The 21995-nt window shown below is 73.0% G+C and carries 19 protein-coding genes, 2 tRNA genes and 1 other RNA gene; 5 read left to right on the top strand and 17 right to left on the bottom strand.

Annotated features, from left to right (window positions below; translation table 11 throughout):
* The first annotated feature begins 68 nt into the window (after positions 1–68).
* A complete protein-coding gene (locus C8E97_RS02805; RefSeq protein ID WP_121001343.1) occupies positions 69–632 on the top strand; it encodes a TIGR03086 family metal-binding protein in 564 nt (187 codons plus the stop codon).
* Positions 633–765: 133 nt separating this feature from the next.
* Here the strand turns inward: C8E97_RS02805 and C8E97_RS02800 are convergent, their stop codons facing one another.
* The 5 genes from C8E97_RS02800 to C8E97_RS02780 are packed head-to-tail and all read right to left on the bottom strand — an operon-like array spanning position 766 to position 6624.
* Positions 766–1854, bottom strand: a complete 1089-nt coding sequence (locus C8E97_RS02800) for an ABC transporter ATP-binding protein (protein ID WP_121010661.1) — start codon at positions 1852–1854, stop codon at positions 766–768.
* A gap of 59 nt (positions 1855–1913) precedes the next feature.
* Positions 1914–2909 carry an ABC transporter ATP-binding protein gene (locus C8E97_RS02795; RefSeq protein ID WP_121001341.1) on the bottom strand — a complete coding sequence of 332 codons (996 nt, stop codon included), beginning with the start codon at positions 2907–2909 and terminating at the stop codon, positions 1914–1916.
* A 3-nt stretch (positions 2910–2912) separates the two neighbouring features.
* A complete protein-coding gene (locus C8E97_RS02790; protein ID WP_121001339.1) occupies positions 2913–3896 on the bottom strand; it encodes an ABC transporter permease in 984 nt (327 codons plus the stop codon).
* A 6-nt stretch (positions 3897–3902) separates the two neighbouring features.
* Entirely contained in the window at positions 3903–4907 is a 1005-nt protein-coding gene (locus C8E97_RS02785) for an ABC transporter permease (protein WP_121001337.1), read from the bottom strand.
* 31 nt (positions 4908–4938) lie between these two features.
* Positions 4939–6624, bottom strand: coding sequence for an ABC transporter substrate-binding protein (locus tag C8E97_RS02780; protein WP_121001335.1), 1686 nt, complete (start codon positions 6622–6624; stop codon positions 4939–4941).
* 232 nt (positions 6625–6856) lie between these two features.
* Between C8E97_RS02780 and C8E97_RS02775 the strand changes: the two genes are divergently transcribed.
* Positions 6857–10114: an AfsR/SARP family transcriptional regulator gene (locus C8E97_RS02775; RefSeq protein WP_121001333.1), complete on the top strand. Its 3258-nt coding sequence runs from the start codon at positions 6857–6859 to the stop codon at positions 10112–10114.
* 538 nt (positions 10115–10652) lie between these two features.
* Here C8E97_RS02775 and C8E97_RS02770 read toward each other — a convergent pair.
* The 7 genes from C8E97_RS02770 to C8E97_RS02740 form a co-directional block, all read right to left on the bottom strand.
* On the bottom strand, positions 10653–11138 hold the full coding sequence (locus C8E97_RS02770; RefSeq protein WP_121001331.1) for a uridine kinase family protein: 486 nt from the start codon (positions 11136–11138) through the stop codon (positions 10653–10655).
* Positions 11135–11728, bottom strand: coding sequence for a recombination mediator RecR (gene recR, locus C8E97_RS02765; protein ID WP_121001329.1), 594 nt, complete (start codon positions 11726–11728; stop codon positions 11135–11137). Before recR ends, C8E97_RS02770 begins: the two co-directional genes overlap by 4 nt.
* A complete protein-coding gene (locus C8E97_RS02760; RefSeq protein ID WP_246018640.1) occupies positions 11728–12054 on the bottom strand; it encodes a YbaB/EbfC family nucleoid-associated protein in 327 nt (108 codons plus the stop codon). The genes recR and C8E97_RS02760 overlap by 1 nt, the downstream gene beginning before the upstream one ends.
* 67 nt (positions 12055–12121) lie before the next feature.
* Positions 12122–14470: a DNA polymerase III subunit gamma and tau gene (locus C8E97_RS02755; RefSeq protein ID WP_121001325.1), complete on the bottom strand. Its 2349-nt coding sequence runs from the start codon at positions 14468–14470 to the stop codon at positions 12122–12124.
* 31 nt (positions 14471–14501) lie between these two features.
* An RNA gene (gene ffs, locus C8E97_RS02750) (signal recognition particle sRNA small type) lies at positions 14502–14596 on the bottom strand.
* A 172-nt stretch (positions 14597–14768) separates the two neighbouring features.
* A complete protein-coding gene (locus C8E97_RS02745) occupies positions 14769–15185 on the bottom strand; it encodes a hypothetical protein (protein WP_121001323.1) in 417 nt (138 codons plus the stop codon).
* Between the two features lie 28 nt (positions 15186–15213).
* Entirely contained in the window at positions 15214–15603 is a 390-nt protein-coding gene (locus C8E97_RS02740) for a helix-turn-helix domain-containing protein (protein WP_121001321.1), read from the bottom strand.
* A 145-nt stretch (positions 15604–15748) separates the two neighbouring features.
* On the opposite strand from C8E97_RS02740, the gene C8E97_RS02735 reads away from it, so the two are divergent.
* From C8E97_RS02735 to C8E97_RS02725, 3 genes are all read left to right on the top strand, one after another.
* Positions 15749–15976 (top strand): helix-turn-helix domain-containing protein, encoded by a 228-nt coding sequence (locus C8E97_RS02735; protein WP_121001319.1) that lies wholly within the window; start codon positions 15749–15751, stop codon positions 15974–15976.
* A gap of 16 nt (positions 15977–15992) precedes the next feature.
* Positions 15993–16541, top strand: a complete 549-nt coding sequence (locus tag C8E97_RS02730; RefSeq protein ID WP_121001317.1) for a hypothetical protein — start codon at positions 15993–15995, stop codon at positions 16539–16541.
* A 150-nt stretch (positions 16542–16691) separates the two neighbouring features.
* Positions 16692–16776, top strand: a tRNA-Ser gene (locus tag C8E97_RS02725).
* Positions 16777–16831: 55 nt separating this feature from the next.
* Here the strand turns inward: C8E97_RS02725 and C8E97_RS02720 are convergent.
* The 5 genes from C8E97_RS02720 to C8E97_RS02700 form a co-directional block, all read right to left on the bottom strand.
* On the bottom strand, positions 16832–19282 hold the full coding sequence (locus C8E97_RS02720; protein ID WP_342776173.1) for an endonuclease/exonuclease/phosphatase family protein: 2451 nt from the start codon (positions 19280–19282) through the stop codon (positions 16832–16834).
* A 290-nt stretch (positions 19283–19572) separates the two neighbouring features.
* The gene (locus tag C8E97_RS02715) at positions 19573–20451 is read right to left on the bottom strand and encodes an SAM-dependent methyltransferase (protein ID WP_121001313.1); all 879 of its coding nucleotides are present in this window, start codon (positions 20449–20451) and stop codon (positions 19573–19575) included.
* Positions 20452–20669: 218 nt separating this feature from the next.
* Positions 20670–20754, bottom strand: a tRNA-Ser gene (locus C8E97_RS02710).
* A 159-nt stretch (positions 20755–20913) separates the two neighbouring features.
* The gene (locus C8E97_RS02705) at positions 20914–21474 is read right to left on the bottom strand and encodes an RNA polymerase sigma factor (RefSeq protein ID WP_121001311.1); all 561 of its coding nucleotides are present in this window, start codon (positions 21472–21474) and stop codon (positions 20914–20916) included.
* Between the two features lie 236 nt (positions 21475–21710).
* The gene (locus C8E97_RS02700) at positions 21711–21920 is read right to left on the bottom strand and encodes a CsbD family protein (RefSeq protein WP_121001309.1); all 210 of its coding nucleotides are present in this window, start codon (positions 21918–21920) and stop codon (positions 21711–21713) included.
* Positions 21921–21995 lie beyond the last annotated feature (75 nt).

Raw genomic sequence — 21995 nt, 5'->3', positions numbered from 1 at the left:
CACGCTAGCCCCCTTGACCGGTCCGAAACTAATTGTACGATCGTTCGTACAACTTCCAAGGGGGCCTCATGGACCTGCTCGACCTCAACCGCGCCGCCATCGACGCCAACACCGCCCTGTTCGGGGCGCTCACCCCTGGCGACCTCGACCGGGTCACGCCCTGCGCCGGGTGGACCGTCCGCGACCTGCTGCGGCACCAGGTCGACATGACGCTCAAGTTCGACGCGGGCGCGCGGGCGGGCGAGGTCCGCCCGCGGCCCGACGAGGACCTGGTCGCGGCCTACGCCGTCGCGAGCGAGCAGGTCACCGAGTCGTTCCGGGCCGCCGGGTTCCTCGACCGGCAGGCCGAGTTCCCCGGCTTCGGCACGCGCCCCGGCAGCTCGCTCGTCGCCGCGCACTTCGTGGACAACCTGGTGCACTCGTGGGACCTGCGCCGCGCGCTCGGCGTCGACAGCACGTTGGACGGCGAACTCGCGCACGCCGCGTACCGGATGGCGCTGCGGTACCCGGACACGCCGGACGTGCGCGGGCCGGGCGGGGCGTTCGCGGCGGCGGTCGACGTCCCGGCGGACGCGCCCGTCACGGACCGGCTCGTGGCCCTGCTCGGCCGCACGCCGGACTGGCAGCCGTGACGCAGAACCGTGTGACGCAGGGTCGTGTGACGCAGCGCCGTGACGGGTGAGCGGCCGTCGGCGCGGGCCGGGCCCCGGTCCGCGCCGCACCGCGCGGGGACGCCGACCAGGGGGTGGCGTCCCCGCGCGGTGCTCACGGGTTGAGCGCCTCCGTCACCGACGCCGGGCCGACCAGCGGGATGTCCGGCGAGAGGCCGTCCTCCTCCACCAGCACGGCCTCGACCTCGTGCGGCCGGATGCGGCCCGCGCGGATGTCCTCCGCCCAGTGGCACGCCACCTTGTGGCCCGGCAGCACCTCGCGCAGCGCCGGCCGCTCGGTGGCGCACTTCGTCTCCTGCTTCCACGGGCACCGCGTGTGGAAGCGGCAGCCGCTCGGCGGGTTCGCGGGCGAGGGCAGGTCGCCCTTGAGCAGGATGCGCTCCCGCTGGTCCTCCACCAGCGGGTCCGGCACCGGGATGGCCGACAGCAGTGCCTTCGTGTACGGGTGCAGCGGCTCGGCGTAGAGGTCGTCCGACGACGCCTCCTCCACCAGCCCGCCCAGGTACATCACGCCCACCCGGTCGGAGATGTGCCGCACCACGGCCAGGTCGTGCGCGATCACCAGGTAGGTGAGCCCGAACTGGTCCTGCAACTCCTCCAGCAGGTTCACCACCTGCGCCTGCACCGACACGTCCAGCGCGGACACCGGCTCGTCGGCGATGATCAGGTCCGGTTCGACCGCCAGCGCGCGGGCGATGCCGATGCGCTGCCGCTGCCCGCCGGAGAACTCGTGCGGGTACTTGCGCAGCGACGTCGACGGCAGGCCGACCGCGCCGAGCAGCTCGCGCAGCCGCCGCCCGGTCGACTCCTTGCCCTGGTCCAGGCCGTGCGCCCGCAGGCCCTCGACCAGGATCGACTCGACGGACTGCCGCGGGTCCAGGGACGACATGGGGTCCTGGAACACCATCTGCATCCGCCGCCGCATGGTGCGCAGCGCCTCGCCCTTGAGCGTGGTCAGGTCCGTGCCGCCGAACACCACGCGGCCGGCGGTCGGCTCGGTCAGCCGCAGGATCGCCCGCCCGAGGGTGGACTTGCCGCAGCCGGACTCGCCGACCAGCCCGTAGGTCTCGCCGCGCCGGACGCTCAGGTCCACCCCGTCCACGGCGTACACGTGCCCGACCGTCCGGTCCAGCACGAGACCCCGCTTGATCGGGAAGTGCACCTTGATCCCCTCCACGACCATCAGGGTGTCCACAGTGGACTCCTCGGTCGCGGTCCGCGGCGCCGCGTCGCTCAGCGGGCTCACACCGACACCTCCTCGGTCACCGCGGGGCGCACCGGGTTGTGGCAGCGCAACAACCTCCCGCCGCCGACGTCCTCCTGCTCGGGCGTCACCCGGACGCACGCGTCCAGCGCGTTCGGGCAGCGCGGCGCGAACGCGCACCCGCCGTCCCACGGGATGTTGTCGGCGACCGATCCCTTGATGGGCGACAGCTTCTCGCCGCGCGGCGCGTCGAGGCGCGGGATCGAGGACAGCAGCCCGTGCGTGTACGGGTGGCGCGGCGCGGCGAACAGCTCGTGCCGCTGCGCCTTCTCCACCACCCGGCCGCCGTAGAGGACGTTGACCTCGTCGCACAGGCCGGCCACGACGCCGAGGTCGTGCGTGATCATGACCAGGGCGGTGCCCAGGTCGTGCACGAGTTCCTTGAGCAGCGCCAGGATCTGCGCCTGGATCGTCACGTCCAGCGCGGTGGTCGGCTCGTCCGCGATGAGCAGCCGCGGCCGGCACGCCAGCGCGATCGCGATCAGCGCGCGCTGCCGCATCCCGCCGGACAGCTGGTGCGGGTACTCGGACAGCCGCCGGTTCGGGTCGGGGATGCCGACCTTGTCCAGCAGGTCCGCCGCCTCCACCATCGCCTTCTTGCGCGGCAGGTCGCGGTGCCGCTCCAGCACCTCCGTCACCTGCACGCCGATCGGGATGACCGGGTTCAGCGACGACAGCGGGTCCTGGAACACCATGCCGAGGTCACGGCCGCGCCGGTCGCGCATCTCCCGGTCCGACAGGGACAACAGGTTCGTGCCCTCGTAGCCGACCGTCCCGGAGACCCGCGCGCCGCGCTTGGGCAGCAGGCCCATGATCGCCAGCGAGGTCACGGACTTGCCGCACCCCGACTCGCCGACCAGGCCCACGGTCTGGCCGGGCTCCACGTCGAAGCTCACGTGGTCCACGGCGGTGAAGGGCTGTTCCCCCTTGCGCTCGAAAACCACGGTGAGGTCGCGCACTTCCAGCAACGCCATGACTCACCGCCTGCTCTTGGGGTCGAGTGCCTCGCGCAGCGTCTCGCCCATGAGCGTGAAGCCCAGGGCCACGAGGATGATGCAGCCCGCCGGCCAGAACGCGAGGTGCGGGTGCGTGTCGAACACGTTCTGCACGTCGCCCAGCATCTGGCCCCACTCCGGGATGCGGTCGTCGGGGTTGCCCAGGCCGAGGAACGACAGCGCCGCCGCGTCGATGATGGCCGTGGCCAGCACCAGCGTGGACTGCACGATCACCGGTCCGAGCGAGTTGGGCAGCATGTGCCGGAACACGATCGCGCCCGGCTTGACGCCCAGCGCGGTCGCCGCCAGCACGTGGTCGCTGTGCCGCTGCGCCAGCATGGAGCCGCGCAGCAGCCGCGCGAACACCGGTATCTGCACCACCGCCACCGCGACGATCACGGTGAACTGGTTGGGGCGCGCGAACATCGCGCTGATGCTGAACGCCAGCAGCAGGCTCGGCAGCGACAGCATGACGTCGACCAGCCGCATGACCAACGAGTCGACCCAGCCGCCGAGGGCGCCGGCCAGCGTGCCCAGCGTCAGCCCGCCGGTGAGCCCGATCAGCGTGGCCAGCACGCCGACGACCAGCGTCTGCTGCGAGCCGACCAGCAGGCGGGAGAAGAAGTCCCGGCCCTGGAGGTCGCCGCCGAGCGGGTGCCCCGGCTGGGCGGGCGGGATCTCGTTGCGCGCCTTGACGACCTGGTCGATCAGCATCGGCTCGGACGGGTCCTGCGGCGCGAGCCACGGCGCGAGCAGCGACACCAGCACGAACAGGCCGATGATGACCGCGCCGGTGAGGAACACCGGGCTGCGCCGCAGCGTGCGCCACGCGCTCGCCGCGAGGCTGACGCCGGCGTCGGGCGCCGCGGTCGACGCCGCGAGGGCGTCGATGCGGTCCTTTCGCCGCCTGCCCGGCTTCCGCGCGGGCCCTTCCGGGCCTTGGCCTTCCTGCGTGGGAGTGACCATCGCGGCCTACCTCGTCCTGATCCGCGGGTCGATGAGCGCGTACGAGAGGTCCACCAGGAGGTTGACCACCACGTAGACGACCGTGGCCATGATGATCAGCACCAGCAGCACGGGGTAGTCCCGGCGCTCGAACCCGATCGCCAGCGCCTGCCCGACGCCGGCGAAGGAGAACACCTTCTCGGTGAGCACCGCCCCCGCGAGCAGCGCGCCGGTCTGGAGGCCGATCGTGGTCACCACCGGGAGCATCGCGTTCCGCAGCACGTGCCGCCGCCGGATGACCGGCGCGGTGAGGCCCTTGGACTCGGCCGTGCGCACGAAGTCCTCGTCGAGCACGTCGAGGACGGCCGCGCGGGTGATCCGGAAGACCACCGCGAACGGGATCGTGGACAGCGCGATGGCGGGCAGGATGAGGTGCTCCAGCGCGTTGAGCGCCGCGTCCCACTCGCCCGTGATCACGCCGTCGAACACGAAGAACCCGGTCACGCGGGTCGCGTTGATGGCGTCCTGGCGGCCTTCCGTCGGCAGGCCCAGCACGGACGACAGCACGTCCTTGAGCACGTAGGCCAGGAAGAACACCGGCACCGCGACACCGATCAGCGAGCCGGCGACGCTGACGTTGTCGAACCAGCCGCCGCGCCGCTTGGCCGCCAGGTAACCCAGGGGGATGCCGAGCGCGATGGCGATCACGATCGCCAGGGCGCTCAGCTCGATGGTGGCGGGGAACCGCTGGAGGAAGATCTCCATCGCCGAGTCGCCCTGCTGGACACCGAGTGAGGTGCCGAAGTCGCCGGACGCCGCTCGACCGAGGAACTTGAAGTACTGCACGATGATCGGCTGGTCCAAGCCGAGCAGCTTGGTGAGGGCTTCCCGCGACTCGGGCGTGGAGCGCTCTCCCAGGAGGGCCGAGACCGGTCCTCCGGGGAGAGCGCGCAGCCACGCGAAGAGCAGCAGGGACAGCACCAGCACCACGCCGACCAGCTGGATGAGCCGCCGGATCGTGTAGCGGAGCATGGGACTACCCGTCGTTCCTGTCCGCGGTCCGTCAGCCCTTGGTGGCCGAGCCGAACCGCTCGTCGGTCAGCGGGCTCGGCGTGACGCCCTGGATCTCCTTCTTGAAGACCAGCGCCGGCGGGGAGTGCGAGATCGGCACGGCGGGCAGGTACTCCTCCACGATCTTCTTGTTCAGCTCCTTGTACAGGGCGCTGCGCTTGACCTCGTCCGGCTCGGCGTTCGCCGCGGCCAGCTTGTCGGCCAGCTCCTTGCCCCACGGCGACTTGCCGGTGTTGAACCGGTTGTCGGTGCGGCCGAAGAACGTGCCGATCCAGTTCTGCGGGGTGCCGTTGTCACCGGTCCAGCCGAGCATGAACAGGTCCGGCACGCCCTGGTCGACGTCGGTGAGGTAGCCGCCGTTCCACGGCTTGCTGGTCGGCTCCAGCTTGATGCCCGCCTTCTCCAGGTCGCCCGCGATCGCGCCGTAGAGGTCCTTCGGGCTCGGCATGTACGGGCGGGTGACCTCGGTGGGCCAGTAGAACTTCAGCGTCAGGTCGCTCGCGCCCGCCTCGGCCAGCAGCGACTTCGCCCTCTCGGTGTCGAACTTCACCGGGGTCAGCTTGTCGTCGTAGCCGTCGACCAGCGGCGGCATGAACTGGCTGGCGACGGTCGCGCCCTCGGGCAGCTGCGACTTGACCAGCTGCTCGCGGTTGATCGCGTACATCAGCGCCTGGCGGACGCGGAGGTCCTGGAGCTTGGGGTTGTTGAGCTGGTTGATGCCCAGGTACAGCACGTTGAACGCCGGGCGGACCTTGACGTCGAAGCCGTCGGACTTCAGGCCGGCCCAGTCGGCGGCGTTGGGCAGGTCGTAGCCGTCGATGTCGCCGGCCTTCAGCGCCTGCTTCCGCGCGGTCTCGTCCGGGATGATGCGGAAGACGACCTTGTCCAGCTTGGCCTTCGTGCCGTGGTAGTCCTCGTTGCGGACGATCTCCACCACGTTGTTGGCCTTGTCGAACTTGCTGAACTTGAACGGCCCGGTGCCGGTCGGGTGCTCGTTCGCGTACGGCGGGTAGGTGATGCTCTCGCCGACCTGCACGACGTTGTCGGCCTCGTACTTCTTCAGCGCCTCGGGGCTGGACATCGAGAAGGACGGGAAGCCCAGCACCGACGGGAACTGCGAGGTCGCCTTGGTCAGCTCGACCACCGCGGTCTTCGGGTCCTTGGCCGCGCAGGACTTGAACAGCGACGGCTTGTCCGGGGTGTCCGCGAAGCCGCCGAAGTTGTCCAGCCAGTACTGCGAAACGGCTTCGCTCTGACCGGCGCCCTTCTGGTTGAACCAGCGGTTGAAGTTGAAGCACACCGCTTCAGCGTTGAACGGAGTGCCGTCGTGGAATTTCACATTCTCCTTGAGTGTGAACGTCCACGTGCGACCGTCGGTGGACGGCTCCCACTTGGTCGCGAGCGCGGCCTCGACCTCGGCGGTGCCCGGCTTGAACCCGACCAGCCCCTCGTACATCTGCCGGGACACGCGGAACGTCTCGCCGTCGGTCGCGTAGAACGGGTCGAACCCCTTGGGCGCGCCCGCCGCGCCGAAGGTCAGCGTGCCGCCGACCTTGCCGGACCCGGATTCCTCACCGCGGTTCGATTGCACGCAGGCGGACAGTGCGAGCGCGGCGACGCCGGTCAGGCCGATCGCGGCCGTCCAGCGGCGGCGCCGGGCCGTTCGGGAATGAGCCATCAAACACCCCTAGTGGAAATCCGGGATCTCACGGTGTGGTCAGCGACACTAACCGGTCACCGCAACCCTTCAGGAGGTAAGCCAGGTCACGATACGGCCACGCGAATCGGCATTCACGTGCTTCCGGCGCACACGCGTTGACCCAACGTGACGACGGACCGTCGGGCAAACGCTCTCCTACGCTGTACAACGGACAACAGAAACCCGCACGCGCGCGGAGGGGAGGTCGGGGATGGGCCCACAGGTCGAGTTCCGCGTCCTCGGGCCGTTGCAGGTGCTGGTCGACGGCGAGCAGGTGGTGGTCCGGGCAGGTCGCCAGCGCTCGCTGCTCGTGTCGCTGCTGATGCGCGCCGGGTCGAGCGTGTCCGTGGACGAGCTGGCGGAGCACATCTGGGGCGCCGAGCCGCCCGCCCGCGCGCGCGGCACGCTCCAGACCTACGTGATGAGGCTTCGGCAGGTCCTCGGCCCGGCGGTGCCGATCCGCACCGTGCCCGACGCCTACCTGATCGACGTCGACGAGCGCACGATCGACGTGGTCCGGTTCGAGCAGCTGGTCGAGGAGGGCGAGCAGGAGCGGGCGGCGGGCAGGCTGGAGTCGGCGTCGGCGATCTTCACCGCCGCGCTGGGGCTGTGGCGCGGCCCGGCGATGGTCGACGTGCCGTCGGAGGTGCTGCACCGCGACGAGGTGCCCCGGCTCGGCGAGCGCCGGCTGCACGTGGAGGAGCGGCGCGTCGAGGTCGACCTGGAGCTGGGCAGGCACGCCGAGCTGATCCCCGAGCTGTACCGGCTGACCAGCGAGCACCCGCTGCGGGAACGGCTGTGGTCGCAGCTGATGGTGGCGCTGTACCGGTCGGGCAGGCAGGCCGACGCGCTGGGCGCGTACCGCAAGGTCAGCGACCTGCTGGCGGAGGAGCTGGGCATCGACCCCGGCGACGAGCTGCGGCGCGTGCACCAGCAGGTGCTCAGCGGCGCGGCGGCGCTCGACCTCGGCTCGACCGCGCCCGCGCGGCGGGACCGGGTGGTCCCGTCGCAGCTGCCCGCCGACATCGGCGACTTCGTCGGGCGCGAGCAGGCCGTCCAGCTGATCGAGGCGCTGCTGCGGACGGCGCAGGGCGTGCCGGTGGTGACGCTGGCCGGTCCGCCGGGCGTGGGCAAGACCGCGCTGGCCGTGCACGCGGCGCACAAGATGCGGCGGTACTTCCCGGACGGGCAGCTCTACGTCAACCTGCGCGGCTACGCCCAGGGCCCGCCGCTGAACGCCGTGGACGTGCTGCCCCGGTTCCTGCGCGCGCAAGGCGTGCCGCCGGAGTCGGTGCCGCTGGACCAGGACGAGCAGGAGGCGATGTTCCGGTCCCGGCTGACCGACCAGCAGGTGCTGCTGGTGCTGGACAACGCGGCCAACGCCGAGCAGATCCGGCCGCTGCTGCCCGGCTCGCCGGGGTGCGCGGTGCTCGTGACGAGCCGGGACACCCTGCGCGGCCTCGCGGTCAGCCACGCGGCGTCCAACGTGCGGCTGGACGTCCTCGACGCCGAGGAGACCAGGGCGCTGCTGGCCGGGATGCTCGGCGAGGACGTGGTGGCCGAGCAGGCGGAGGCGGCCGACGAGCTGGCCGAGCTGTGCGCGCACCTGCCGCTGGCGCTGCGGATCGCGGCGGCGAACCTGCTGTCCCGGCCGGAGACCACCATCGCGTCGTACGTGGAGGAGCTGCGGGCGGGCAACCGGCTGGCGGCGCTGGCGGTCGAGGGCGACGAGCGGGCGGCCGTGCACGCGGCGTTCGACCTGTCCTACACGGCGCTGAAGCCGGAACTCGCGTCGCTGTTCCGGCTGCTCAGCCTCGCGCCCGGCGACATAACGCCGGACGTGGCGGCGGCGCTGGGCGGCCTGACCACCCAGGACGCGCGGCGCAGGCTGGACCGCCTGGCGACGGCGAACCTCGTGGACAACCACGCGCCTGGCCGCTACCAGTTCCACGACCTGCTGCGGGACTACGCGGCCGAGCGCCTGGCGTTCGAGGACGACCCGGCGGAGAGCGCGCAGGCCCACCGCAGGCTGCTGGACTGGTCGATCCGGTCGGTGGACAACGCGACCGACACGGTGAAGGCGACCCTCATGCGCCTGCCGCGCGACGCGGTGGAGTCCGGTGTCGCGCCGCGCCTGTTCTCCACGCCCGCGGAGGCGTTGGCGTGGCTGGACGCCGAGCGCGCGAACCTGGTCGCGCTGGTCCTGCACTCGACCGACCGGCAGCCGGACAGCGACTGCTGGCAGCTGGCCGACGCGCTGCGCCGCTACTTCTACGCGCAGGGCCTGCCCGTCGAGTGGCTGGCCACGGCGAAGGCCGGGCTGATGGTGGCCCAGGCGATCGGCGACCCGGTCGGCGAGGTCGCGATGCTGTCGTCGCTGGGCGTGTTGTACTGGGCGATCGGCCAGCACCGGGTGGCGGTCGACTACTTCCGCCGCGCCATCCCGATCCAGCAGCGCACCGGCGCCGCGCCCGCCGCCGAGGCCGCCGTGCTGGCGAACCTGGGCGGCGTCTACATCGACCTGGGCGAGCTGGAGCAGGCCGCCGACTGCCTGGAGCGGGCGCTGGTGATCACGCGCGGCATCGGCGCGTTGCAGCAGGAGGGCATCGCGCTCCTCAACCTCGGCGGCGTGTACCTGCAACTGGGTCAGCTGGACCGGGCGGTGTCGTCGTTCGAGCGCTCGCTCGACGTCGGCAACCGCCTGGGCGTGTGGATCACCCAGGCCGACAGCTACCGGGCGCTGGCCGAGGTGCACCTGTTCCAGGGCCGGCCGGAACGCGCGGCGGAACTCTACGAGCGGGCGGGCGACCTGTACGAACGGGCCAGCGCGCGGGGTTTCGCGCACATCCCGCACGAGGGCCTGGCGCACACGTACGTGATGCGGGGCCGGTTCGCCGACGCGATCTCCGAGGCGTCACGGGCGCTGGGCATCGCCGACCAGCTCGGCAACCTCAAGGGCGTGTGCGACGCGAAGAACGTGCTGGGCGAGGCGCTGCACGGGGAGGGTCGGCACGGCGAGGCGGTGGAGCGGCACACCGAGGCGCTGCGGATCGCGGAGGAGACCGGCTACCCGTGGGGCATCTGCGCGGCCCGCCGCGGCCTGGCGCTGGCGCACCGCTCGGCGGGCAGGCTGGACGAGGCGCGGTACTCCGCCACGCAGGCCCTGGACAGCGCCGTCCGCTACCGGCTGCGCCTGGCCGAGGTGGAGGTGCTGGCGCTGCTGGGCCGCATCCGCCTCGACCAGGGCGACGTGGCGGAGGCGGTGCGGTTCGCGGAGCGCTCGCTGGAGCTGAGCTGCTCCACCGGTCAGCGGTTCGTGCAGGCGCGGGCGGCGCACGTGGCCGGTGACGCGGCGGCGAGCACCGGCGACCTGGCCGCGGCGCGCGACCACTGGACGACGGCGCTGGAGTGCTTCACGGCGATCGGCGCGCCGGAGGCCGCCGTGGTGCGGGCGGCGCTGGACCGCTGAGCGGGCCCGCCGAGCGCGCCGCGGCCGGCCCTCCGGTCCACGACGGGAACGCGGCGGGTGCACGGCGTCCGTCGGTGCCGTGCGGGACGCGCTTGTCGGTCCGGAACGCGCTTGTCGGTGCTGAACGCGCCTGTCCGTGCTGAACGCGCCTGTCCGTGCTGAACGCGCCTGTCCGTGCTGAACGCGCTTGTCGGTGTCGGGTGGGACAATGAGCCCCAGGGGGCGATCAGCCCGGATTGTCGGTGCCCGGTGGGAGAATGAAGTCGGGGGCGCTTCCGCTCCGGAGTGTCGGTGCCCCGTGCGATGCTGATCGATTGACCCGCATCGCCGCCCGACCACCGAACCGCTCACCACCGCCACGCGGACCCGGTCCAGGGCGGTGGAGGGCGCCACGCCCAGCCGCCTGGCGACGCCCCCGTGCGCCACCGCCCGGCCGCCGAACCAACCCCGACCAGCGGCGCACCGCCGTCGAGCACGCCGGCCGGGCGCGCACCGCCCGCAGGCCCGGTCAGCCCGGCCCGATCAGCTCACGGCCCGGTCAGCTCACGGTCACGATCCGGTCGGCGCGGTCGCGCGTCCCGTCCACCGCGAACCAACCCCGCTCGAACGCCTGCCACCGCACGAGGTGCGCGCGGCTCGCCTCGCCGTCCCGCGCGACGGCCCGCTCCAGCCGCTCCCGCTCGTCCGGCAGCTCGACCCACACCGCCTCGTCCAACCGGTCCGCGATCGACCGCCGCGCCGCCGACACGCCCTCGATCACGAGCACCTCGGGCACCTCCACGGTCACCCAGTCGCCCTCGCGCGGCCACCCCTCGGACCAGTCCACGCGCCGGTACCGGCCCGGCCGGCCCGCCCACAGCGGCACCAGCACGCCGGACACCAGCCGCGGCCACCACGACACCGGGTCCGTCCAGGTCGCGAAGTGATCGGTCGGCACCACGGTCGCGCCCAGCTCGGCCGCCAGCGACGCCGCGTAGGTCGACTTGCCCGACCCGGACGGCCCGTCGACCGCGATCAGCCTCACATGCTCCGCCGACCGGACAGCGCCCGGCCCAGCGTCAGCTCGTCCGCGAACTCCAGGTCGCCGCCCATCGGCAGCCCCGACGCCAACCGCGTCACGGTGAGGCCGGGGAAGTCGCGCAGCATCCGGACCAGGTAGGTCGCGGTCGCCTCGCCCTCGGTGTTCGGGTCGGTCGCGATGATGATCTCGTTGACGTCGGTGCCGATCCTGGTCAGCAGCTGCCGGATGCGCAGCTGGTCGGGGCCCACCCCGGACAACGGGTCCAGCGCGCCGCCCAGCACGTGGTAGCGGCCCTTGAACTCGCGGGTCCGCTCGACCGCCAGCACGTCCTTCGGCTCCTCGACCACGCAGATCAGGGTCAGGTCGCGGCGCGGGTCGCGGCAGATGCGGCAGGTCGTCTCGGCCGAGACGTTGCCGCACACCTCGCAGAACACCACGCCGTCCTTCACCTTCTGCAGCGCGTCCTGGAGCCGGCCGATGTCGGCCGGGTCCGCCGCGAGCAGGTGGAAGGCGATGCGCTGCGCGCTCTTCGGACCGACGCCCGGCAGCCTGCCGAGTTCGTCGATCAAGTCCTGGACGGGCCCCTCGTACATCAGCCGAACAGCCCGCCCAGGCCACCGAGGCCGTCCACGCCGCCCATGCCGGACGCCAGCGGGCCCATCTTCTGCGCGGCCAGCTCCTGCGCGGCGCGGTTCGCGTCCCGCACGGCCGCGACGACCAGGTCGGACAGCGTCTCGACGTCGTCCGGGTCGACCACCTTCGGGTCGATGGCCAAGCTCTTCAGCTCACCGCCACCGGACACCACGGCGGTCACCAGTCCGCCGCCCGCGGTGCCGGTCACCTCGGCTTCGGCCAGCTCCTGCTGGGCGACGGCGAGTTGCTGCTGCATCTTCTGCGCCTGCTGGAGGATCTGTTGCATGTTCGGCCCACCGGGTTGCACCGCGGGTTCCTCTCGTTGGGGTTTGTCACCAGGGTAGCCGCGCGGATCAGCTCTTCAGCGGCCGAGCACCCAGCTCGTCGGCGAGGAGCTTGAGCACGACCGCCTCGGGGTCGAGCTGGTCGCCGGCGGCACCGGGCCGGGCCGCCTCGGCGAGCATCTCCTCCTCGTCCACCGGTTCCGGCGGGAGGGGCTCGTCGGGCTCCGGCGGCTCGGGCGGCGGCGGGACGTCGTCGACGGGCGCCGACCGGGACGGCGGCTGCCTGCTCGGCTCGGCGGCGCGGGACGCCTGGCTGGGGCGGGTGGGCGCGGGCCGCTGCGGCCGGGACGGCGGCGCGGACCGGACGGGCGCGGCGGCGGGCGTCCCGTGGACGCAGGCCACCTGCCACGTGCCGCCGAAGACCTGGCCGAACGCGGTCGCGATCGCGTCGGTGTTGCGCTGCTCGGCGAGCCGCCGCGCCAGCGGCGCGGACGTGTGGCTGACGGTGACGGAGGTGCCCTCGACCGCGCCGATGGTGGCGTTGGTGAGCAGCGCGCCCGCACTGGGGCCGGCGATGCCGCGCACGATGCCGCACAGCTCGGGCCAGCGCCGGCGGATCTCCGCCACGTCGACCCCGGACGCCGGTGCCTGCGCCGCCTGCGCCGCGACCTGGTCGGCGGCGGGCTCGCCACCGCCCGCCTGGTGCGCGGACGCGGGGCCACCCGCCGGGACCGCACCGCTCGGCGGCACGGCACCGGACGGCACGGCACCACCGGACGGCACCGACCCACCCGACTGCCCGGCATCACCAGACTGCCCGGCATCACCAGACTGCCCGGCACCGCTCGGCGGCAGGGCGCCACCCGACGACACCGGTCCACCCGGCGGCACGGCGCCACCCGAGGCCCCGACGGGAGCGGACCCACCCGACGACCCGACGGCACCCGACGGCCGCACCGGGGCGGACCCGCTCGACGCGTGCGGAGCGGGCTCGGGCGCGGGCGGACCCGCCGCACGCGCCGGAGCGCCGTCGGCGGGCGGCGCGGCGGCGCGCTGCGACGGCCGCTGGAAGCGCCCGCCCGCACCGGCCGGACCACCCGGCGCGACACCACCGGGCCCGACACCACCTTGCGCGACACCACCCGACCCGGCACCACCGGGCCCGGCACCACCCGGCGCACCACCGGAACCGGCACCACCCGATCCAGCGCCGGCGTGACCGGCACCACCCGAACCCGCGTGACCGGCGGCACCCGCCGGCGGGCCGTACCGCTCCAAGCGCTCGACCCGTTGCAGCACGGCGGACTCCGCGTCACTGGCCGACGGCAGCAGCATCCGCGCCGACACCAGCTCCAGCAGCAGCCGGGGCGCGGTCGAGCCGCGCATCTCCGTCAGCCCCTGGTGCAGGACCTCCGCCCACCGGGTGACCGTCGCCGGCCGGGTCGCCTCGCGCTGCGCCGTCATCTTCGCCAGCACGTCGTCCGGCGCGGACACCAGGCCGCGGTCCGCCGCGTCCGGCACCGCGTGCAGCAGCACCAGGTCGCGCAACCGGTCGAGCAGGTCGGACGCGAACCGGCGCGGGTCGTGACCCGCGTCGACCAGCCGGTCGATGGTGCCGAACACCGCCGCGCCGTCGCCGGCCGACAGGCCGTCCACCACGTCGTCGATCAACGCCACGTCCGTCACGCCGAGCAGCGCGATCGCCCGCTCGTAGGTCACCCCTTCGGGGCCGGCACCGGACAGCAGCTGGTCCATCACCGACTGCGTGTCCCGCGCCGAACCGCCACCCGCCCGGATCACCAGCGGGAACACCGACGGCTCCACCGCCACGCCCTCGGCGGCGCAGTTGCGCTCCAGCAGCGCACGCATCGAGGACGGCGGGATCAACCGGAACGGGTAGTGGTGCGTCCGCGACCGGATGGTGGGCAGCACCTTGTCCGGCTCGGTGGTCGCGAAGATGAAGATCAGGTGCTCCGGCGGCTCCTCCACGATCTTCAGCAGGGCGTTGAAGCCCTGCGTCGTGACCATGTGCGCCTCGTCGATGATGAACACCCGGTAGCGCGATTCCGCCGGCGCGTAGAACGCCTTGTCGCGCAGCTCGCGCGCGTCGTCCACGCCGCCGTGCGAGGCGGCGTCCAGCTCCACCACGTCGACGCTGCCCACGCCGTTCGGCGCGAGCCCGACGCACGAGTTGCACTCGCCGCACGGGTCGGGCGTGGGCCCGTTCACGCAGTTCAGCGAGCGCGCCAGGATGCGGGCGGAGGACGTCTTGCCGCAGCCGCGCGGCCCGGAGAACAGGTAGGCGTGGTTGACCCGCCCCGCCCCGAGCGCCGTGCGCAGCGGGTCGGTGACGTGCTCCTGCCCGACCACCTCCGCGAAGGTGGCCGGCCGGTACTTGCGATAGAGGGCGAGCGCCACGGACCGAACCCTACCGAAGGGGACCGACAAAATGAGGGGACCCCGTGCACCCACCAGAGCCCGCTTATCCTTGCTGCCTTCCGGCCCTGGGGAGGTTCGCGAGATGTGTGCCGCACGAGGTCCGCGTCCAGTGTAGCCGGTCGCCCGGACGGGCCCGCGCCACCCCGGCACCGCCACCGCCGACGCGCCGGCACCGCCACCCCGGCACGCCACCCCGGCGCCGCCACCCCGCTCTACGGGTTCGTGGCGGGCCTGCGCGACGCGCCCGCGGCGGAGGCCGCGGTCGTCGGCTCGGCGGTCAAGCGGGCGGGCGCCAGGGCTCCTTCCCCCGCACCTCGTCCCACGCCTTGATCAGCTCGCCGATCGCGTTCAGGTCCAGCGGCACGGGGTCGCGCGGCTCGCCGACCCGCCAGTACGTGACGTGGCCGTGCTCCAAGCCGTAGACGAGCGCGGTCCGCGTCCCGGACTCCTCGCCGGTCGCGACCACGCACCACTGCTGGTCGGTGACCACACCGGCGCGCTGCTTGCGCCGCAGGTCGCGCCACAGGGTGAGCAGCTGGTCCGCCTCCGCCCCGGTGAACACCACGGGTTCGAGCGAAGTCCCCTCCAGCCACGCCCAGACGCCCCGGTCGGGCAGGGGTTTCAGCCACAGGTGGAGCGGTTCGCCGTACGCCGACCAGCACAGGTAGCACTCACCACCATCCAGCGACGGCACAGTCCCTCCCAGCCGTGACCCAGTGCGCTCAGTCCGCCCGGTGTCGTGCCCCGAACCGGCGCGCGATCTCCGTCAACAGGTCCTCGTCGGACACGGTGGACAGGTCCAATGGTCTCGCCCGCCTGCCCGGCCCGCTCGGGTCGTCGGTCGTGATCCCGACCAGCCCGAGCGCCTGCGCGATGTCCGCCCCCACCGCCCGCGCGACCCGTTCGACCGTGGTCTTCGTGGTGCCGACGGCGTAACGCCTGCCATCGCGCACCGCGTACCCGCGCTCCAGCTGCCGCACCTTCGCGTGACTGACTTCAGCCAGACGGGCGACCTCCGCCACGGAGAGCCCGGCCAGGCGGCGCGCCTCCCTCAGGTACGGCCCCAGCGGCCAGTCCGGGAGCCGGTCCGAGCCATCCTCCGGGCGGGTCATAGATCAAGTGTTCCGCAAACAATCGCAAACCATCAAGGCTCGGCGTGCGCGCGGTGCGCACCGCGCGGGCGCGCAACGCCGGCGACCTGCGCAAACTTCCGCAAACACCTTCCGTGGATTTGTTTGTTTGTTCTATGGTTTGGCGATGACCCCGTTATCGATCGATCGAACCCTGCTGAGGCACCTCCGGGTGTCGTCACGACGGACCGTGACCGAGTTGGCGGCCGAGGTCGGCTGCACGAAGGGCGCGCTCTCCGCGATCGAGCGCGGCCACCGGACCCCGAGCCCCGCGCTGCTGGGCCGAATCGCCGACGCGCTCGCCGTCGAGCCGGCGGACCTGCTGCTCCGCGAGTGCCCCGCACCCCGGGGGTGACGTTGGGGAGACCACGATGAACCGCACCCAGGTAGCCGCCGTGCTCCGCGCGGCCTCGGCGGTCGACCCGCGCCTGGCCGCGCCCGACGACGACACGCTCACCGCGTGGGCCGCGCAACTGGACGACGTGCCCGTCGAAGTCGCCCAGGAGGCCATCCGCGTCCACTACCGGCAGAGCGCCCGCGCGATCACGCCGGCCGACATCGTGCGGCACTGGCGCGTGACCCTCCGCGACGCCGGCCCGCCCGCGGTACGCCCGCCGCGCTCGTACCTGCTCGTGCTGCCCAACCCGCGCCTGCCACCGGCGGAACTCCGCGCCACCACCGCCGAACTGGCGCGCAAGACCGGCATCCCGCCACTCGGCCACTGCTCGATCCGGCTGCTGTGGACGGTGCCGGACGGGCACCACGGCGACCCGGAGCACCTGGCGGCGAGCGTCCAGGCGTGCGCCGACGGCCTCGTGGACGCCGGGATCGCCGCACTGGTCATCCAGCGCACGCCGGAGATCAGGACGGACCCCCGCCTCAGCCTGGCGATCGCGGTCAAGCCGGAATCCCGGCCCTGACCGGTCGCGGCGCCGGCCGGTCGCGGCACTCCGCCGGGTTCGGAGCGAGGCACCGGGGGTGGGGGGTGCGGGACGCGCGCGACCGCGTCCCGCACTCCCCCTGACCAGCCGTTTTGGTCGGCCATCATCCCGTTGGGTAGGCTCTCCCACGGAGGATTCGCATAGCGGCCTAGTGCGCACGATTGGAAATCGTGTTGGGTTAACCCCCTCACGGGTTCAAATCCCGTATCCTCCGCGGACCAGGGCCCCGGCCACCGTCAGGTGACCGGGGCCCTGTCGTTCGGCGGGCGTCACCGCTCGGGCAGGCAGTCCGCCAGGTCCTCCAGCAGGAACAGCATCCGGTCGAGGCGGGCGTTGCCCGTGCTCGGCCGCAGCTTCACGACCTGCGGGTCGTGGTCGCTCGCCTGGTCGGTGAACTCGGCGTTGACGTGCACCACGTCGTACCGGTAGCGCTTGATGTTGGCGCTGATCAGGATGTGGTCCAGCGTCTGGGAGTTGCCCTCGAAGACGTAGCTGTACCGCTCCGCCGGGGGCAGCGCCGAGATCAGGTCCACCACCGAGCCGCCCGCCGTCAGCGTCGCGACCGCCGGCGAGAACTGGAAGTCGTTGATGTCGCCCGCGAGCACCACGTTCGCGCCCCGGTCGACGGCCTTCACCTGGTCGACGAACGCGCGCAGCGCGGCGGCCTGCCGACCGCGCTGCACCTCGGAACCGCGGTTCGGCTCCTGGTAGCGGCCGTGCATGGCCTGGTCGCCGCCCTTGGAGTTGAAGTGGTTCGCGACCACGAACACCGTCCGGCCGCGGAACAGGAACTCGCCCGCGAGCGGCTTGCGGCTGTTGTCCCACGCGGGGTTCGCGGGGTCGACTCGGCCCGGCGACGCGGACAGCGCCGCGCGACCGCGCTGCTTCACCACCGACACCGGGGTGGTCGCGTCGCCGCCGGCCCGGTCCACGAAGGACACCCGCGCGGGATCGAACAGGAACGCCACCCGGATGTTGCCGCCCGGCTCGCCGCCGTCGGCCTTGTTCCGCGGGTCGATCTGCCGCCACTCGTAGCGCGGGCCGCCGGCGGCGACGACGGCGTCCACGAACCTGGCGAGCGTCGCGCCGGCCGTGACCGTGCCGTCGTCGGTGGCCCCGTTGTCGTCCTGGATCTCCTCCAGCACCACGACGTCCGGCGACGCCAGGTTCCCGACGACGGCCGCCGCGAGCCGGTCGAACTTCGCCTGCTCGTTGGTCGCGGCCAGGTTCTCGACGTTGTAGGTGGCGACGGACAGCTCGTGGGGGCGCGCCGCGTCCGTCCTCTCCGGGGTGATGCCGCCGGGCACGTGCTCGCCGACGGTCTTCGTGGCCAGCGTGTAGCCGCCGTTCCTCGTGTACTCGACGTTGCCGACCGTCGCGCCGCGCCACACGTCGCCGACGTTGCTCGGCCGCGGCGTGGCGCTGCCCGCCTTGACCTTGATCCGGCCGCTGTTGGGCTGGTCGTAGCCGAGGTAGTTGGTGCCGCCCCGTGCGGTCGGGTTCTGGGTCGGCCTGGTGGTGATCCAGGTCTCGCCCGCCCCGTTCGTGGGTCCGACCACGCGGGCGTCGTCCGCCTGGACGTACATGCCCTCCAGCGACTCGTAGTAGTCCTGGCCGTAAATCGACGGGTTCAGCTCCAGCGCCTCGATGCTGCCGCCGCCCGCCGACGGGAGGTAGCCGTCCGGCGGGCTGAGCACGACCGGCGCGGGGAGGGCGTTGCCCTTGGACAGGACGGTGACCGTCACGCCGGCGAGTTCGGTGAGCGTCTGGTTGGCGTTGGCCGGCGTGTCGCCGCCCGGCCGGTACTCCGCGACCGTGCCGCTGACCAGCACGGCGTCACCGGGCTCGACGGTCGGGGCGAGGTCGGCCGTGTAGGCGAACAGGCCCTCGCTGGTGCGCGGGTCGGCGTCGGGGCTGGTGTCCTGGAACCAGAAGCCGCGGTCGCCGGTGGCGCGGGTGGCCGTGACGACGCCGGGGACGCCGCTGACCTTCGCGCCCAGCAGCGGCGAGATGCGGGTCCTGCCCTGGATGTCGCGGATGCGCCGGTCGCCGGGTTCCGGGTCGGGGTCGGGTCCGGGACCGCCGGTGCCCTGGCCCGCGGCGTTGACCGGCGTCGGCGCGCCGACCGCGAAGTCGGCGGAGTTCACGTCGGTGTCGTCGAGGGCCGGGCGCGCGGCGCTCGTGGTGCTGCTCAGGTCGGGCGTGGGCGTGCCCTCGCGGACGACCGTGGCGGAGCCGTAGCCGACCAGGTCGCGGACGCGGGTGTCGGCGGCGCAGTCGGCGGCCGTCTTGCAGGTCAGCGCCGCGGTGGTGGCGACGAGCGCGACCGTGCCGCCGGTGGCGGACATCGCGGTGGTGCCGGTGGTGTCGGGCGTCGGCAGCGCGACCGTGCCCGCGTTGCCCCTGGCCTGGGCCACCAGGTGGCGCCCGCCGGGCTCGATCGCGCCGGTCAGCGGCGTGACCTGCCACCGGCTCGCGGCGCTCGGGCTCGCGGGCAGGTACTGGACGCTCCAGCCGGCGAGCGCGACGGGGCTCGTGCCCCGGTTGGCCAGCTCGACGAAGTCCTGCGTGAGCGTCGCGCCCGAGTTGCCACCGCCGCCGTAGACCTCGGCGATCAGGGCGTCCGGGCTGGGCGCGGCGGTCGCCGGTGCCACGAGGGCGAGGGACAGGGCCGACGCGGCGGTGACGGCCAGACCGACGCGGAGCGGGGTGGGTCTCAACGCATCCTCCGGTTGTTGGCGGGGTCCGCGCATCCTCCCTGGATCGAGTGAACTGCGAAAGAAGCCATCACTAACTGTTGACCTGGCGGGGGCGTGGGCTGCGAGGTCGTCCACGGTGGGATACCTCGCACGGGCGAACCCCGACGATCACTCGAACGTGTGTTCGATCATGGGGTAAGGTCGATCCCGCGCCCATCCGGTGGCCCTCCCAGCGCCGGAGCCGGCGCAGCGCACACGGCGGGGGCGCGGCACGCCTGACGAGGCGAGCCGCGCCCCCGATGCGCCGGCGGTTACGCGGGCTTCCGCAGCAGGAAGAGGTAGTACCCGAGGTGGTCGCGCGTGTAGGAGCGCACGAGCGGCATCACCTCGTCCATCTCGGCGACCAGCTCGGGCCCGTAGCGGTCGAGGATCTCGTCGTGCCGCTCGGCGTAGAGCAGCCCCATCAGGTCGCCGGAGAACGAGCAGTTCTGCGTCATGTTCTCGACCTTGACCAGCTCCAGGCCCGCCGCGTCCGCCATCTCCAGCACCTTCGCCGGCGTGGTCGGCGGCGCGCAGTACCAGGTCCGCTGGAACGCGGCCGTCTCCGCCTCGGTCGGCGACCCGCGCAGGGTGAACTCGCTGAGCAGGAAGTGCCCGCCGGGCCGCAGGACCCGAGCGGTCTCGTGGAACGCCCGCTGTCGGTCGTCCAGGTGCGCGAACACCTCGATCGCCATCGCCGCGTCGAACGAGCCGTCCTCGAAGTCGAGGGCGAGGACGTTGCCGTAGCGGAAGGAGACGCGGTCCGCGAGCCCGGCCGACCGGGCCGCCTCGGTGGCCCGGTCGAGCTGGCTGCGGCTGACGGTGATCCCGGTGACCCGACCGCCGCTGCGCCGCGCCACGCGCACGGCGGGCTGCCCGTTCCCGCAGCCGATGTCGAGCAGGTGCTCGTGGGGCGCCAACGCGAGCAGGTCGATGTGGTGGTCGGTCTGCCGCTCCTGCGCCCGGTTGGCCAGGTCGGTCAGGGTGGCGGCGGGTGCGCGCTCGTCGGGGTGCGACCAGAGGCCGATGTGCAGGCCGACGTCGCCGGTGGTGATCGCGTAGAGGTCACCGAACCGATCGTACGCGGCGCCGACCTCCTCGGGGGTCGGGGCGGTGGACCGCGGGGAGACCTGGTCGTCCGTCGTCGTCATTATCCGTAACCCTCTCGACACGGTACGTGACGTGACACAGTTCACGGTACTGCACGGAGGGGTGCTTGAGGAGCGACGTCATCCGGCTGCGGTGACGACCAAGGGAGTGGTCACGGGCGTCCCGGCCCCGAACGGCCGTGCCGCCTTCCGGTCCGAGCACGCGCCACCGAACGAGAACGGGACCTGCCGGCGTTTCCGTCGGCAGGCCCCGTCTTCAGCGGTGGCGGTGGGATTTGAACCCACGGAGGCTTTCACCTCACACGCTTTCGAGGCGTGCTCCTTCGGCCGCTCGGACACGCCACCGCCGAGAACAATACAAGACCGCTGCCCCCGCCCGTCACGGGGGTCCGCCGGCAAGACCTGCGGCACCTTTCCGCAGGTGGAAGGCCGGGACCGGAGGGGGCCCGAACGCGCTCGCCCCACGACACCGCCGGCACCGCCACCGGACCGCGGGCAGCGCGATCAGCGCCACACCTTCATCACCTCGGCCAGCCGGACCCTCGCCCGCGCCAGCCTGCCCCGCACCGACTCCTCGCTGGCACCCACCACCAGCGCGATCTCCGCGTACGACAGCTCGTCCACCTCGGCCAGCAGCCACGCCACGCGCTGCGCCGCGGGCAGCCTCCGCAGTGCCAGCCGCAGCGCCGCGACCGCCGCCACCGCCTCCGCCACCAGCGACGGGTCGCGCGGGCCCTGGCCCGCGCCCACCGGGGTCGCACCCCAGTCCGGCAGGTCGCCCACCGGGTCCGTCCGGTTCCGCCGCAGCACGCCGAGGCACTGCCGGTGCGCCACCCGGAACAGCCACGTCCGCACGGCCGCCGGTTCGCACAGCGAGTCCAGCCGGCGCCACGCGGTGGCGAAGACCTCCTGGGTCACGTCCTCCGCCTCCGCCCGGTCGCCGAGCATCCGGAACGCCAACCCGTACACGCGGCCGGAGTAGCGGCGGACCAGCACCTCGAACGCGGCCAAGTCACCCCTGGCGACGCCGCCTGCCAGCGCGGAGTCCGTGCTCTCGACCGACACCCGTCCAATCGTGGCAGCGCGCCCGCGCGCGTGCAGATCAGCGGGCTCCCCCGAGTGGGCTATTTCCCGACGCCGTCCCGGCCGTGGCCCGCGTCGCAGCGCCACGGCCGCAGCACGGCACAGCCACGGCTCGAAGGACCTCGAAGACCTCGAAAGACCGCGAGAAGACCGCGAAAAGACGCGGAGCCGGGCACCGGAACCCGTGCGGCCCCGTGCCCGGCTCCCACCGGAGTCGTCTACCGACCGGAGAGCTTGTCCTTCGCGTCGTGCGCCGCGCCCGCGGCCTTGTCGCGCAGGTCGTGGCCGGTCTCCTTGACCTCGCCGCTGACCTGGTCGCGCTTGCCGGCCGCCTCCAGGTCCTCGTTGCCGGTCATCCGGCCGACCTTCTCCTTCGCCTCGCCGATCAACTGCTCCGCCTTGTCCTTGGCCTGGTCGAAAACGCCCATCGCGACTTCCCCTTCCGGCGAGTGGTCCTTCCGCCCGAGGGGTGCCCCGTCCGGGCGGTCCATAACACCCGTGCG

Source organism: Saccharothrix australiensis, from assembly GCF_003634935.1.
GTDB lineage: Bacteria > Actinomycetota > Actinomycetes > Mycobacteriales > Pseudonocardiaceae > Actinosynnema > Actinosynnema australiense.
The sequence above is the reverse complement of the archived record's forward strand: the minus strand, read 5'-3'. Positions and strand labels throughout refer to the sequence as shown.

What these genes read in the sequence shown, in the direction of transcription:
- C8E97_RS02800 (WP_121010661.1), bottom strand. Translation starts at nt 1,854, where the DNA reads ATGGTCGTGGAGGGGATCAAGGTGCACTTCCCGATCAAGCGGGGTCTC.
- C8E97_RS02735 (WP_121001319.1), top strand. Translation starts at nt 15,749, where the DNA reads ATGACCCCGTTATCGATCGATCGAACCCTGCTGAGGCACCTCCGGGTG.
- C8E97_RS02780 (WP_121001335.1), bottom strand. Translation starts at nt 6,624, where the DNA reads ATGGCTCATTCCCGAACGGCCCGGCGCCGCCGCTGGACGGCCGCGATC.
- C8E97_RS02740 (WP_121001321.1), bottom strand. Translation starts at nt 15,603, where the DNA reads ATGACCCGCCCGGAGGATGGCTCGGACCGGCTCCCGGACTGGCCGCTG.
- recR (WP_121001329.1), bottom strand. Translation starts at nt 11,728, where the DNA reads ATGTACGAGGGGCCCGTCCAGGACTTGATCGACGAACTCGGCAGGCTG.
- C8E97_RS02760 (WP_246018640.1), bottom strand. Translation starts at nt 12,054, where the DNA reads ATGCAACAGATCCTCCAGCAGGCGCAGAAGATGCAGCAGCAACTCGCC.
- C8E97_RS02790 (WP_121001339.1), bottom strand. Translation starts at nt 3,896, where the DNA reads ATGGTCACTCCCACGCAGGAAGGCCAAGGCCCGGAAGGGCCCGCGCGG.
- C8E97_RS02795 (WP_121001341.1), bottom strand. Translation starts at nt 2,909, where the DNA reads ATGGCGTTGCTGGAAGTGCGCGACCTCACCGTGGTTTTCGAGCGCAAG.
- C8E97_RS02730 (WP_121001317.1), top strand. Translation starts at nt 15,993, where the DNA reads ATGAACCGCACCCAGGTAGCCGCCGTGCTCCGCGCGGCCTCGGCGGTC.
- C8E97_RS02805 (WP_121001343.1), top strand. Translation starts at nt 69, where the DNA reads ATGGACCTGCTCGACCTCAACCGCGCCGCCATCGACGCCAACACCGCC.
- C8E97_RS02700 (WP_121001309.1), bottom strand. Translation starts at nt 21,920, where the DNA reads ATGGGCGTTTTCGACCAGGCCAAGGACAAGGCGGAGCAGTTGATCGGC.
- C8E97_RS02715 (WP_121001313.1), bottom strand. Translation starts at nt 20,451, where the DNA reads ATGACGACGACGGACGACCAGGTCTCCCCGCGGTCCACCGCCCCGACC.
- C8E97_RS02785 (WP_121001337.1), bottom strand. Translation starts at nt 4,907, where the DNA reads ATGCTCCGCTACACGATCCGGCGGCTCATCCAGCTGGTCGGCGTGGTG.
- C8E97_RS02775 (WP_121001333.1), top strand. Translation starts at nt 6,857, where the DNA reads ATGGGCCCACAGGTCGAGTTCCGCGTCCTCGGGCCGTTGCAGGTGCTG.